The sequence below is a fragment of the Aerococcus loyolae genome (genome assembly GCF_002871915.2).
GTDB classification, from domain to species: domain Bacteria; phylum Bacillota; class Bacilli; order Lactobacillales; family Aerococcaceae; genus Aerococcus; species Aerococcus loyolae.
On record NZ_CP126958.1, the window covers coordinates 205,534 to 218,617 of the forward strand.

Sequence of the window (13,084 nt, forward strand, 5' to 3'; positions counted from 1 at the left end):
AAACTATTTAGCCTCTGTCAGTGACCTTTCACTAAGTCCCTCATAAAAATTTGAGGGACATATATGGAAACAAAGGGCAGCATTTTGCTTGTGTAAAGAGGAATTTTTAAGAACTAGCTGTATAGCCTATAAAAGTCCTTATCATATTTTTTTGAAAAGTAAAATCGTCATGTTATATTTAGCGTAAAGGATTTATATTATTTAAAAAAATTATTCATGATGGAGGAATGTTTTTATGAGAATCATCGTAGCAGGCGGAGACGGATTTTGTGGTTGGCCTACCGCCTTATATCTATCCAAACAGGGTCATGATGTGGCAATTGTCGATAATTTAGTGCGTCGGCAATACGATAAGGAGCTCAACTCCAATTCCATCACGCCAATTGCCTCCCTCAACGAACGTGTTGACAAATGGAAAGAATTAACCGGTAAAGATATTACTGTTTACCAAGGCGACTTAAACCACTATGACTTTCTTTCCATTGTCTTTAAAGAATTTCAACCTCAAGCTTTTGTTCACTATGCAGAACAACGCTCGGCTCCTTATTCCATGATTGATCGGGAACACGCCCGCTATACCCAAGCTAATAATGTTTTAGGAAACCTCAATGTCCTCTTTGCTATCCATGACTATGCCCCAGATTGCCACCTGATTAAATTAGGCACCATGGGAGAGTATGGGACGCCAAATATCGACATCGAAGAAGGCTGGTTAGAGATTGAACATAAGGGCCGCCGTGACCGCATGCTTTATCCTAAGAAACCAGGGTCTTTCTACCATTTAACCAAGGTTCATGATTCTCATAATATCGAATTTGCTTGCCGGTCTTGGGGCATTCGGGCGACAGACTTAAACCAAGGGGTAGTTTATGGGGTCAATACCCAAGAAACCGCTATGGATCCCGTTCTATACAACCGCTTTGACTATGATGGCATCTTTGGGACGGTCTTTAACCGTTTTGTGGTCCAAACGGCCAATGGCTTACCAATGTCGGTTTATGGTAAGGGTGGTCAAACTCGGGGCTTCATTAATATTGAAGATACTGTCCGCTGTATTGAAATTGCCGCTCTTAATCCTGCTGAACGGGGGGAATTCCGGGTCTTTAACCAAATGACTGAACAATTCTCAGTCATGGATATGGCCCACAAGGTAGAAAAAGTGGCCCAAGAAATGGGCCTAAATCCTGTCATTAACCATGTGGACAACCCCCGGGTGGAAGAAGAAGAACACTATTTCAATGCGGTAATGACTGAATTGAAAGACCTAGGCTTGGACCCACACTACTTAACCGATGAAGTGACTAAGAACCTGCTGGAACTGGCCATGGAGAACAAGGACCGTGCTCACCAAGAAGTGATCATGAATTCCCCTTCCTGGAAGTAATGCCATGAAGATCGTTATAATCACGGAAACCTTTTTGCCGGCAACGGATGGGGTGGTGACCCGTTTAACCCATGCCATCGACTATATGTTGGACTGTGGCCATGAGGTGGTGATTTATGCTCCCGAGATGGAGGACATGCCCATACAATATAAGGAAGCTTTGATTATCCCTTTTAAAGCAGTCTGGTTTCCCTTCTATCGTTACCGGCCTTGGGCTATTCCAACCACTGATATTCAAAAGCAGTTAGCTATTGATGAGCCGGATATTGTGCATTCGGTTAATCCCGTGGGCTTTGCGGCAGCAGGAATCCACTACGCGGTCAAGATGGACATCCCTCTGGTGGCGAGTTTCCATACCAACGTTCCCCAATATCTTTCCTATTATCATTTGGATGTGTTGTCTCCAGTCATCTGATCCTATTTGCGCCACTGGCATAATTTAGCCGCGGCGAATATGGTGACCAGTCAGGCCATGTATGACTTATTGGAAGATAATGCTATTGAGAACTTGGTCATTTTGCCTAAGGGAGTGGATCTTGACCAGCGTGATCCTAAATTTTATTCAGATCAGATGCGGGAACGCTTGACGGCTGACCCTAAGCGGGATAAATTATTGCTCTTTGTGGGGCGGGTTGCTGCGGAAAAGGAGATCGATAGCTTACTTTCTTGGTTAGAGCAACGTGATGATGTCAACTTAGCCATTGTAGGAGATGGCCCGGAAAAAGAAGCCTTGGAGGAAAAATTTGCCCATCTACCGGTGACTTTTACCGGTTTCTTGCATGGGGAAGAATTATCAGCAGCCTATGCCAGTGCGGATGCCTTTATCTTTCCCTCGGTTAGTGAAACCTTGGGCTTAGTGATTACTGAAGCCATGGCTTCGGGACTGCCAGTGATTGCTGCTGAATCAGCGCCTACCAAGGAACAGATTAAGCACTTAGAAAATGGGCTCATTTATCAACAAGGGGATACGGATTCCTTAGACCAATGCTTGACGCTCCTAGACCAAGAAGAGGTCGTGGAAAATATTGTGGCTAAGGGGCAAGACTACGCCCAACAGTTTTCCTGGGAAAATGCTTCCCAATCCATGGTGGCTGTCTATGAGTCTGTCTTAGAAAACAGAAAAAAGTAGAGTAGGGACACTCTAATTGAGGTCGAAATAATTGTGAGGAGAAGGCGGTGGCTGCGTGAAAGAAAATAAATGGGAGTTCTCTCAGCTGATCTCGGGAATTCTCTGGATATTAGCCGGACTCGCCTTTATCTTATGGCAGGGACAGGCTTTATTAGGCTTGAATAGTTTGGTGGCTTGGGTCATTGGCTTACAAGGGATTTTTCGTATATTAGCCCAAGTGATCTTTGATAAAAATGATGGTGGGGCCAAGAACCGTATTTTCCAGCTCTTTGTCGCTTTAGGACAGGTTGTCGTTGCTTTTATTATGCTGTCTTTCCCCATATCCTCGACTTACTTTTTGATGCGGGTGATTGGGATTTACCAATTATTAATGGGCTTGGTGTCCTTTGTAAGTTATTGCTTAATGCGGCTCGACCATGTGCCTGGCCGCTTCAAGCGGCTCTTATTTGCCCTGGTTCATTTAATTTTTGCTTTGGCGAGTTTGTTTTTGCCTATCCAAGACCATAATGTCCTCTTCTGGTTAGGTCTTTACCTGGTCTTTATTGGTGTGACTTATATCTCTGATGCTAGGACCAGTTTGCCGAGTCGAAGTCAAGATCAGAAGATTAAGCGGCGCTTTCGTTTTCCGGTTCCCATTGTTTTTAATTTGCTGGAGCCTAATCGCTTAGCCAATAAATTAAATCACTTTATCCGCCAGGAAGTGGAGGATGAACTGGCTTTTGGGACCGCCTATCATGATTATATGGAAGAAAATGAAACAGGGGCGGTCGATAGTCTGCAGGTCCTAGTGCAAACCTCCAACGCTCACCTTGACTTAATTGGTCATTTAAATATTGCCTACCATGGGACAGTTTATTCTTATGGCAACCATGACGTTGATTCGGGGCATTTATTTCGGGCTATAGGCGATGGGGTCTTGTGTAAGATTGACCATCAAAAGAGTATTGAATTTGAATTGGCGAACGGAATTACGATTTTTGAGTATGATATTGAACTGAACCAGCAACAAAAGGAAGCCTTAGAAGCAAAATTAGCCGAAATCGATGACTTACTTATTCCTTGGGCGCCAGAAACTGAGAGTCAATGGGATTCCTTTGGCGGGCGTTTGAAGCGTGCAACCAATTGCGAGATGTTTAAGTTTAAATCTGGTCAATATAAGACCTATTATGTCTTTGGCAGCAATTGTGTCCTCTTCTGTGATGAAATTATTGGGGCCATTGGTTTAGACCAATTTCTCATGGTGGGCGTCATGACTCCGGGAACCTATTTTGACTATTTTAATAAGCAATATGAGAAAGGCTCCACTCGGGTAATTAATCGGAGAATTTATTCCACCGACTTATTGAAATTTACTGAGTTAGATAAACTGAAAGACCGATAGGTGACTTTAAAGAGACAAGCAAGCTAAGCTTTAGGGCCTGGCTTGTTTTTTTGTGCTTATATGGCTAAGCTTAAGGAAGCAAAGAAAGGGTGACACTGATGAAAGAAGCAGATAAATTAGTTGAGATCGCTATAGAATTACAAAGTATAGCCCAGGCCGGCTTGCATTATGGTCGTGATGATTTCGATCGAGAACGTTACCAACGTATCCGGGATATTGCCGCTGAAATTATGGCTGAAAAGACTCAGCTTAGCTGGCAAAAAGTCCAAGACCTTTTTTGTGGGGATGAAGGTTACCAGACTCCGAAAGTGGATACCCGAGCAGCCATTATCCAAGATGATGAGATTCTTTTAGTCAAGGAACGCAATGGTTTATGGTCCTTACCTGGAGGCTGGTGTGAAATGAATATGTCTCCCATGGAAAATACGGTCAAAGAAGCTAAGGAAGAAGCTGGCCGTGAAGTGAAGGTGAAGTCGGTCATCGCTGTCCAAGATCGCGATAAACATAACCAACCGCCTTATGCTTATAGCATTGTAAAAATATTTTACCTGTGTGAAGACTTGGGCGGTCATTACCAAGAGAATATTGAAACCAGTGCCAGTCGTTACTTTAAAGTGGACCAATTGCCGGAGCTGGACCCAGAACGAACCACCCAAGAGCAAATTGCTATGTGCTTTCAAGCTTACCAAAGTGAGAACTGGCAGACCCAGTTTGATTAATTCAGAGAGAATATAGTTGAAGTAAGAAGGGAGTGAGGGGAATGATGCCTTATAAAAATCCTAGTCCAGGTAAGATTAAAAACGCCCACCCACTCTTAGTGACTTGTATGCAGTGTAAACACGATCTCTGTGTTTACTGGAAGGTTGGCCGCGGAAATCTGATCAAATTACAAATTCACCGGATTATTGAGTCAGAGTATGATTTTGGCCGGCGTGACAATGCCTTATTATGTCCGCACTGTCAGGAACAGCTGGGCTCTTTGAGTGAACATAAGGGCCGGCCTTGTTATTTCTTGCACCGAGGACGAGTACAGACCAAACGCTTGCAGCATTATAAAAGCTAGCCAAGGCCCTTGTCTTTTTGTTATGATAAAATAAAAGTAAATGGAATTGGGTAGGTTAGGAATGACAAAGCTTGATTTGATAGGGATCTTTTAGTCTTTTTCCCGCAGACGCGGGGGTGATCCTGTGTAGGTGGAGAGAAAATGAGCAAAATTGTACTTTTTCCCGCAGACGCGGGGGTGATCCTGACGCTACTCTAGTCTTAAAGGTGGACGACATCTTTTTCCCGCAGACGCGGGGGTGATCCTGTGTTGGAAGGTATATTTAGACAACTAATAAACTTTTTCCCGCAGACGCGGGGGTGATCCCGACCGCGTTATACGTGCTGCTGCCTTCTGATTCTTTTTCCCGCAGACGCGGGGGTGATCCTGTGATAAGCACAAACCCATTACAAGATTCATTCTTTTTCCCGCAGACGCGGGGGTGATCCTCAGCAAGGCGAATTAGCTTTTAACGAAAAAGGCTTTTTCCCGCATTTATTTGGAAATTAATAATATTTGATTTAATAGAGGCTTTAAAGAAGTCTCTTTTTTATTAGCTTTGATCAATATTTCTTTTGAAATCATCAGCTCGATTTATCCAAGCCTTGGGGTGGACATGCTATAATATAAAAGTAAAATAACTTTATCATCCTTTCCTGTGATAGGAGGATTTAAAGCAAGTAGGTATCATTGTAAACTTTAGGAGGTAGTAGCTTATGGCTGAATCTACTCGGAGTGTTTTCATATCTGGGTCGAGAACGCAAAACCAATTATCCCAAGAAGTACTAGATTCCATTGACGCAATTATTGACCAAGGCATAAAGATTAACCTAGGGGATTCCAACAAGGGGGTCGATAAGGAAGTGGCTGACTTGCTTCGACTTGAAAATTATCAGGCGGTTGAAATCTTCACCATTAATCAAAAGCCACGGATTGCCATTGAAAAGGACTGGAAGGTCCGCTATGTTCATCCTGATGATAATCTTAATGGTCAAGAGCAACAAATGATGAAAGACCGGCAAATGGCTAATGACTCCCATTGGGGCTTAGCGATTTTTGACCCTATCAAGAAGAACCGTTTTAACGCCCTACAGGTTTCTTCCGGCACCCTAAGGAACACGATCCAGATGCTCTTGCAAGGTAAATCGGTGAAGTTTTTTTATGTCTTTGAGAATGCTATGCGCTATCACAATTTAAAGGGCCAGGACGGGCTCAAGCAATTGGAAACATTGATTAATAGCTATCAAGAGGAGAAATTGACTGGAGAAGAAACAGACTTAATTCTCTCCTCTCGTGGCGTAAATACAAACGACCATCCCGCTACAATCAAGCGCGATAAAATTTTTAGCAAATTTACTGATTTATTACAAAGCGAACTTCAATTGACTGATAGTGAAGATTCTGATTTTCAACAAACGACGCTTTTTTAGTCTAGAAAGGCTACCATTATGACAGCGAATCAAGCAGAAAAACTAAAGCATATTCATCCCATTGAAGAACTCACCGATTTTGAGGCGTATTATCTGGATTGGTATAAGGACAAAATCATTGAGGATAGAGGTCCAGAGCATACCGACATTGGCAAGTGCATTTATCAATTAAAATATGTCTATACGCCCCAAATGCGCCAGCCCTACAGTGATTTACCCAAATGGCTGAAGAAAGCTTATATGGAAGAGTTAATCAAATTAGCGGATTTTGTTGTCCAAGGGCTTAAAGAAATTGACCTTGCTTTTGATTTCATTATTCCGGCTCCTTCTTTCAATCCACGGACAGCATTTAATCCTCATGGGCAAGTGAAATTTATCTATGATTTAGTCAATGTTCTCTCTGCAAAATTAAGGGTTCCCTATCATAAACGCTGTCTCTTTAAAAAAGATAACGTAACAGCTAAAGATAGTATGGTCAGCAGTGAAAACTTCGCAGCAAGCAGTATTCGACTTCCCAAAAATTTTTCCAACAACTCAAGAACTGGCTCAGCGCAACCGATTGGCTTAGTGATTGATGATCTCTTTGAAAGAGGGGACACGGCTAAGATTTCGCTGGGACTGTTAAAGGCGAAGAATCCGGGAATGCAATTTAAATTCTTATCCTGTACCAAGAATAAATACCATGGCCTAGGGAAAAAAGTTCAAGTGAAATTCTCTTCTTTCCAAGAGTTTACCGCAAAGAATGGCAGTCAATTTATTAAATTAAAAGTTGTTTCTCCTGGCGAATTTCAGGGCAAGGTAGTCCGTGTATTTTCTGATAATGCGGATTATGACATCTTTAAAGAACAGCTGGTGAGCCATCATACAAATTCCTATAATAATATATCTTCTCCAGTTGACCCGACCTTTAATATCAAGATTAAGGAAGGTAAGGCTGGCTATATCGACTTTTTTGGTCTCTTAGATAGTCCCCAAGAAGTAAGCGATCAACCCCTTGACCTTGCCCCACACTTTGATTTTAATCCTGCCCCTAATTTTGATCCTGCTCCGATCCCTGATCCCTACTTTGATTTTGACCTGCCTTTTTAGTGAAGGACAAGAGTTCGCTAGTTTGTTGATAGCGAGCTTTTTTTTATTGCTTTAGGCTCTTATTACTATAAAAGCACCGAATTTAGTATAATTAAACTGAATAAGTGAACCAAGGTGGTGGAGCTCGTGAAAGAGGATTCTAATCATTTTCAAAAACGCAGGCACTTTATCCGCTCGCTGTGGCAGAGAGACAGGTATTTCTGTCTGGCGGCGATCATCTTAGAAATTGTCTTTGTAGTGATCATGGTAGAATTTACCGTCAATCCTTCTTGGTCGATTACTTTGGTCTTTCTGTTTTTAATTTGGCTGCTCTTAACCGCTTTTGTCAATGGTTCCTTACTAGTGCGGAATGCCCCTAAAGATCACTATTGGCACCGGGTGGGCAACATCTTGATAGAAAAATCCATTGAAGCTCTTTTGGTCGGTTTAGTGGCTGCAGGAGCGATTATGATTTTAACGATGGCTAGCTAAGTAAGTTTAGTCAAAATATCATCCTGAGCGGGAAACTATCGTTAGCTTTGCCCCTCTTATATAATGAAGGAGTAAGAAGACATGAATTCAACCAAGAGGAGGGCTTTTATGACAACCGTTTATGCCAAAGATTATGATTATCCTGTTGAGAGTGGTCGCTATCAGTTAGTGATTTCCCAGTCTTGTCCCTTTGCGCAAAGAACCGATATTGTGCGCTCTTTGTTAGGTTTGGAGGAGATTATTGGAAAATCAGTCACCTCTCCTATAAAGACGGATAAGATTTGGGACTTTTCTAACCAAGAAGGTAATAAAGATGCTGTCTTAGAAGTGGAATATTTAAGTGAACTTTATCATAATACCGATCCCGATTATGAAGGACCTTATTCAGTGCCGGCCTTAGTTGACCTGACCACTAAAAAGGTGGTCAATCAAGAATCTTTAGATATTATCAAAGATTTTGCTAGTCGTTTTAAGGACTTAGGCACGAGTCAAGTGGAGGACTTATACCCGGAAGACCAACGTCAAGCGATTGACCAATGCTTTGACTGGGTGGGTGCTGACCTCATCGGAGCGCCAGCCAAGGCCCACAAAGCTAGTGACCAGGCAGAGTATGAGCAATATGCTGACCAATTTTTCGATCGTCTGGCAGAAATCGACCAAGTTTTAGCTGACCAAGATTATTTAGTAGGCGACCACTTGACCCTAGCGGATGTGGTTCTTTACACCCCTCTGGTTCGTTTTGATACTACTTATTACACGGCTTTTCAGGTCAATAAGTACCGGTTAAGTGACTTCCCACATTTATGGAGTCATTTACAGAAACTTCATCAAATCCCAGCTTTCTACCAATCGACTAACTTTCAAGCTATCAAGGAAGGCACCTATCTGGGTAAGAACGGGCGCGATTCCTTTGGTAAAGAAATCCTACCCCAAGGGCCAGTTTTAGATATGTGGGAAGTGAAATAATTTATGACCATAAGAAAATAGCGCATCTCGCTTTCATTAAAAGCGTAGATGCGCTATTTGTTTTTTACCGGCCGGCTTTGCTTATCTTTTGACTTATTAAGCAGAGAACAATGGTTATGGTAGCTGGGAGGAGCCAGGCAAAGCCGAGGTCGAAGAAGGGCAGGTAATGACTGGCCCATTGAGTAAGACTATTTCCCAGGGCGCTTTGGCTAATAAAATCAGGTGAAGCCTTGATAAAGTCTAAGCAGGCTGGGATGAAGGTCACCGCCATAGAAATTTGGTAGAGAGCGGGACTTTGCCAATGATTGGGCAGCAGACTGAGCAAGATTAACACACAAGCCAAAGGATAAAGTAACATCAATACTGGCAGGGATAGGGATAGAATCGCTTCAAAACCGATATTGGCCACCAGAAAGGCTAATAGGCAGGCGATAATGGTCCAGTGTTTTTGCTTGAGATTAAAAAAGTGAAATTTAGCAAAGGTTTCTGCTAGAGCTACCACTAAGCCAATGGCGGTCTTTAAACAAGCGACGGTAATCATAACCGCTAAGAGAACTTGTCCCGCTAAACCGAAATAGTGGCGGGTAATCAGTGACAAAGCCTGGCCACCATTTACGGATAGGGGGATAAATTGCAAGCTGTGGGTTCCGAGTAAGGCTAGGGCAATATAGATGAAAGCCATCAAGAGAATACTTAAGCTGCCTGACGTCATCACTTCTCGAGAGATTTGACGAGGTTGTTGGATGCCAAAGTCACGGATGGATTGAATAATAATAATCCCAAAGGCTAGCCCGGCTAAACTATCCATGGTGTTATAGCCTTCTAATAAACCCATGGCTAAAGGGGCTATCTGGTAGGCTGGGGTAGGATAAAGCACCTGGCGAAAGCTGCCCGTGTCAAAGAGGGCCCGGACTAGGATAACCGCCAACAAGATAAGAAAGGCTGGGGTCAAGTATTTCCCCACCCATTCAATGATCTTGGAAGAGCGTAAACTAAAGAAAAGGACCAAGAGGAAGAAGAGCGCCGAATATAAGAACAGGGCAGGAGCTTCTAAGTGGGCAGGGACAAAATCAGTGATGCCCACCTCGTAGGAAACGGTGGCTAAACGCGGTGTGGCAAAGAGTGGCCCGATAGTGAGATAGAGGGCAATGGTAAAGAAATAGGCGAAGGGGCGGTTGACCTTATTGGCAATTTGGAAGACAGATTCGGTTTCCGAAAAGCCCATAGCCGCAATGGCGAGTAAGGGTAAACCGACCGCCGTAATGTTAAAACCGGTCACGGCCAGTCCCACATTACCAGCAGCCTGTTGACCTAAAGAGACGGGGAAGATGATATTCCCGGCCCCAAAGAAAAGGCCAAATAGCATGAGAGCGATGATCAGCCGCTCTTTCCAATTTAAAGCAATTTTAGACATAGATAATTCCTCGTTTCTAACATTGAGGATTATAGCATTAAAGCCACTTGGCTGAACAGTAAGAAAGTAGAAAAATTGCGAGATAGTTGCTGTGCTTTGCTTGAAGATTAGTGCTAGTGGTGTTTGAAAATACGCAGTCATTGTCTATTTTTCTTTGAACACCTTAAACGAGGAATTGGTTTTGGGAGAAGTTATTATAGCCAAAGCCTAATTTTCATAGTACTATTATTAAAAAGTGAAAGAGGCGATTTTATGACTAAAATTATCGTTTATGCTGTGACTGCTGAAGAGAAACCTTTGGTAGAAGCCTGGGCTAGTCGTCATCAAGTTGAGGTGAAACTGGTAACAGAAGAGTTGACAGTGGACACAGTGGACTTGGCGGCAGGTTTTGACGGAGTATCGACTTCCCAAGTGCCTCGGATTGAAGAACCGATTTTTTCGCGTTTACATGACTTAGGCATTAAACAAATCGCCCAACGTTCAGCAGGTGTGGATATGTATGACTTAGACCAAGCTAAGGAAAATGGCATTATTATTACTAATGTGCCTACCTATTCTCCTGTTTCTATTGCTGAATACACCTTGGGGACAATTATTTATTTAAACCGACGTTTGAATAATATTCTGCCGCGGACCAAGGACCATAATTTCTCGCGGTCTCCTGAGGTACGCGGTCGGGTCTTGAAAGACTTAACCCTAGCGGTCATTGGGGCTGGGCATATTGGGCAAGAATTAGCCCGTATTTACTCCGGCCTAGGTGGTAAGGTTGTGGCCTATGATATTGCCCCTGACCCAGCGGCTGAAAAATACTTAAGCTTTGTTGATTCGGTCGAAGAAGCGGTAGCTCAAGCAGATATTGTCAGTCTCCATATGCCACTAACCAAGGATAATTACCATATGTTTGATGCTGACTTATTGGCCCAATGTAAGGAAGGTACCATTCTGGTTAACAATGGCCGGGGCGCTTTAGTCGATACCGATGCCTTGTTAGCTGCTATTGATTCCGGGCATATTGCTTCAGCAGCTCTTGATACCTATGAGTCTGAAGGACCTTACGTCTTCAAGGACTGGAGCGATAAAACTGTTGAAGATGAGCGATTAAAGACTTTAATCAACCATCCTAAGATTCTCTACACCCCTCACTTGGCCTACTACACCGATGACGCCATTAAGGCCCTAGTCGATGGCGGTTTAGATAGTACCCTGGAAGTCATTGAAACGGGTGACGCTAAGAATCGGGTCAATTAATCCGAATTAATCACTCACAAAATCTAGCTAAAAAACCTCTGCAGGTGAAGACTGACTTGCAGAGGTTTTTCTTTACTTACCAGTCGCTTTCATTTTAGTATAATGATGATAAGAAGATGAAGGAAAGGAGGCAACACCTATGCGCTTACTGGGTCAAGAATTCCCTAAAAAAATCTATGAACGTGGCTATCGCTATTATGCTGATGACCGGGTAGAAGATAGCTATGTCAAGGACCAAACCTACCATTTTTGGGTCAGGGGCAGCGAAAAGTATCAAGTTCAATTGAACCTGGACCCAAAAGAAGAAGTGTCAAAGATGACCTGTGACTGTCCCTATGCGGATAGTGGGAAAGCTTGTAAACACATGGCGGCAGCGGCTTTGTACTATCAATTCGGACCCTATAGTGAATATGCCATGAGTCATCATTTTCCTGAGTTGGACCGCTTGCTTTCCCAATTGCCGCGGCTAAGCTTGCTTCATTATTTTAAGCAAGTCCTCCTTGATCATCCTCAACTTGTTCATGATGTTTATGATAGCCTCCTAGCAAGAGAAGACGAAGTCGCCGATGACGAGTTAAATGTTATTCTTGATTTGTTTGATGAGGTCGATGACATTTACTATAAACATAGGCAGTCAGGCAAAATCCCTATTTTTAAGGGTTTTGCTTTAATTGAGGACTTGACCAAGTATTTGAACAACAACCTTAATGACATTCTCCACCATGGTCAGACCCTTATTGCTCTGATGTTATTAAATCATGTCATTGAAATGGTGGACCAGGTCGAATTTGAAGAGGAATTTGGCCAAGCCGCGATTGTGATCAACCTCTGCGACCAGGCTTATGGATCAATTGTGGATTATCTCAGCCAGGAAGAACGTGAAGAGGGGTTAGCCATGCTATTGGCTCTATTAAACAACCACCACAGTTTCTGGATTGACCTCCTCCTTCCTCAAGTGATTGGCCGTCATTTTGACCGTTTCCACGAACGTCAACGGCTATTGAGAACGTGTTTGTATCGTATGGAGACCTTGCAAGAGCAGTTTTCCGACCAGGACTTAGAATGGTATTTTGAGGCCCTATTTAAACTCTACCAAGAGTTAGAGCCTAGTGAGAAGGTGGTCGCCTTTGCTAGCCAACACTTAGATTACCTAGCTAGTGTTGATTATTTGCGCCACTTTGCCCTTAGCGATCAAAAGGACAGTGGGCAAGTTCCTGATAAAACGGAGAAATATCCTGTGCAAATCTTAACCGGCTACTTGAAACAAGCTGTGTCAGAAATTGAGTCTTCCAATAGTCGAGCCCAATACCAAAGCATTGCAACTTTTCTTAAGAATATGGATACCATTAGCGGGGGCCGCTTTATTCGCCACTGCTTTATCAACCAATTGAAAGAAGACTACCCTCACCGTCAAGCCTTACTAGAGGAATTTAGCCGGTCTTGGTGATGAGCTCCTTAATGCTAAGTTTGATGAGGAGCCCAGCTATAGCGATCCTTAAGAATAGGGCTTGGGAAGGCTTTATGATAAAC

Annotated in this window: 13 protein-coding genes and 1 CRISPR repeat array; of the genes, 12 read left to right on the forward strand and 1 reads right to left on the reverse strand. The window is 43.1% G+C overall.

Going from position 1 to position 13,084, the window contains the following annotated elements:
• Positions 1-235: 235 nt before the first annotated feature.
• The 10 genes from CJ190_RS00920 to CJ190_RS00965 all read left to right on the forward strand — a co-directional run bounded on the left by CJ190_RS00920 (position 236) and on the right by CJ190_RS00965 (position 8,892).
• Complete coding sequence (locus CJ190_RS00920; RefSeq protein WP_064293380.1) at positions 236-1,384, forward strand: NAD-dependent epimerase/dehydratase family protein; 1,149 nt, start codon at positions 236-238, stop codon at positions 1,382-1,384.
• 4 nt (positions 1,385-1,388) lie between these two features.
• The gene (locus CJ190_RS00925; protein ID WP_210382899.1) at positions 1,389-1,799 is read left to right on the forward strand and encodes a glycosyltransferase; all 411 of its coding nucleotides are present in this window, start codon (positions 1,389-1,391) and stop codon (positions 1,797-1,799) included.
• A gap of 39 nt (positions 1,800-1,838) precedes the next feature.
• Positions 1,839-2,513, forward strand: a complete 675-nt coding sequence (locus CJ190_RS00930) for a glycosyltransferase (protein ID WP_210382898.1) — start codon at positions 1,839-1,841, stop codon at positions 2,511-2,513.
• A gap of 55 nt (positions 2,514-2,568) precedes the next feature.
• Complete coding sequence (locus tag CJ190_RS00935; protein ID WP_064293382.1) at positions 2,569-3,894, forward strand: HdeD family acid-resistance protein; 1,326 nt, start codon at positions 2,569-2,571, stop codon at positions 3,892-3,894.
• Between the two features lie 98 nt (positions 3,895-3,992).
• Positions 3,993-4,613, forward strand: coding sequence for an NUDIX hydrolase N-terminal domain-containing protein (locus CJ190_RS00940; RefSeq protein ID WP_064293383.1), 621 nt, complete (start codon positions 3,993-3,995; stop codon positions 4,611-4,613).
• 41 nt (positions 4,614-4,654) lie between these two features.
• A complete protein-coding gene (locus tag CJ190_RS00945) occupies positions 4,655-4,957 on the forward strand; it encodes a hypothetical protein (RefSeq protein ID WP_064293384.1) in 303 nt (100 codons plus the stop codon).
• A gap of 95 nt (positions 4,958-5,052) precedes the next feature.
• A CRISPR array of direct repeats spans positions 5,053-5,385; the repeat unit is 28 nt; unit sequence CTTTTTCCCGCAGACGCGGGGGTGATCC.
• A gap of 267 nt (positions 5,386-5,652) precedes the next feature.
• Positions 5,653-6,366 (forward strand): hypothetical protein, encoded by a 714-nt coding sequence (locus tag CJ190_RS00950; RefSeq protein WP_064293385.1) that lies wholly within the window; start codon positions 5,653-5,655, stop codon positions 6,364-6,366.
• Positions 6,367-6,384: 18 nt separating this feature from the next.
• Positions 6,385-7,455: a hypothetical protein gene (locus CJ190_RS00955; RefSeq protein WP_064293386.1), complete on the forward strand. Its 1,071-nt coding sequence runs from the start codon at positions 6,385-6,387 to the stop codon at positions 7,453-7,455.
• A 126-nt stretch (positions 7,456-7,581) separates the two neighbouring features.
• Positions 7,582-7,926 (forward strand): hypothetical protein, encoded by a 345-nt coding sequence (locus tag CJ190_RS00960; protein ID WP_064293387.1) that lies wholly within the window; start codon positions 7,582-7,584, stop codon positions 7,924-7,926.
• Between the two features lie 108 nt (positions 7,927-8,034).
• Complete coding sequence (locus CJ190_RS00965) at positions 8,035-8,892, forward strand: glutathione S-transferase C-terminal domain-containing protein (RefSeq protein ID WP_168162781.1); 858 nt, start codon at positions 8,035-8,037, stop codon at positions 8,890-8,892.
• A gap of 64 nt (positions 8,893-8,956) precedes the next feature.
• Here the strand turns inward: CJ190_RS00965 and brnQ are convergent, their stop codons facing one another.
• Positions 8,957-10,306 (reverse strand): branched-chain amino acid transport system II carrier protein, encoded by a 1,350-nt coding sequence (gene brnQ / locus CJ190_RS00970; RefSeq protein ID WP_070598110.1) that lies wholly within the window; start codon positions 10,304-10,306, stop codon positions 8,957-8,959.
• Between the two features lie 252 nt (positions 10,307-10,558).
• Between brnQ and CJ190_RS00975 the strand changes: the two genes are divergently transcribed.
• On the forward strand, positions 10,559-11,554 hold the full coding sequence (locus tag CJ190_RS00975; protein ID WP_064293390.1) for a D-2-hydroxyacid dehydrogenase: 996 nt from the start codon (positions 10,559-10,561) through the stop codon (positions 11,552-11,554).
• Between the two features lie 139 nt (positions 11,555-11,693).
• Complete coding sequence (locus CJ190_RS00980; RefSeq protein WP_064293391.1) at positions 11,694-13,001, forward strand: SWIM zinc finger family protein; 1,308 nt, start codon at positions 11,694-11,696, stop codon at positions 12,999-13,001.
• Positions 13,002-13,084 lie beyond the last annotated feature (83 nt).

Excerpts from the sequence above, each read along its gene's own strand:
- CJ190_RS00920 (WP_064293380.1), top strand. The coding sequence starts at position 236 with ATGAGAATCATCGTAGCAGGCGGAGACGGATTTTGTGGTTGGCCTACC.
- CJ190_RS00925 (WP_210382899.1), top strand. The coding sequence starts at position 1,389 with ATGAAGATCGTTATAATCACGGAAACCTTTTTGCCGGCAACGGATGGG.
- CJ190_RS00930 (WP_210382898.1), top strand. The coding sequence starts at position 1,839 with ATGGTGACCAGTCAGGCCATGTATGACTTATTGGAAGATAATGCTATT.
- CJ190_RS00940 (WP_064293383.1), top strand. The coding sequence starts at position 3,993 with ATGAAAGAAGCAGATAAATTAGTTGAGATCGCTATAGAATTACAAAGT.
- CJ190_RS00945 (WP_064293384.1), top strand. The coding sequence starts at position 4,655 with ATGATGCCTTATAAAAATCCTAGTCCAGGTAAGATTAAAAACGCCCAC.
- CJ190_RS00950 (WP_064293385.1), top strand. The coding sequence starts at position 5,653 with ATGGCTGAATCTACTCGGAGTGTTTTCATATCTGGGTCGAGAACGCAA.
- CJ190_RS00955 (WP_064293386.1), top strand. The coding sequence starts at position 6,385 with ATGACAGCGAATCAAGCAGAAAAACTAAAGCATATTCATCCCATTGAA.
- CJ190_RS00965 (WP_168162781.1), top strand. The coding sequence starts at position 8,035 with ATGACAACCGTTTATGCCAAAGATTATGATTATCCTGTTGAGAGTGGT.
- brnQ (WP_070598110.1), bottom strand. The coding sequence starts at position 10,306 with ATGTCTAAAATTGCTTTAAATTGGAAAGAGCGGCTGATCATCGCTCTC.
- CJ190_RS00975 (WP_064293390.1), top strand. The coding sequence starts at position 10,559 with ATGACTAAAATTATCGTTTATGCTGTGACTGCTGAAGAGAAACCTTTG.
- CJ190_RS00980 (WP_064293391.1), top strand. The coding sequence starts at position 11,694 with ATGCGCTTACTGGGTCAAGAATTCCCTAAAAAAATCTATGAACGTGGC.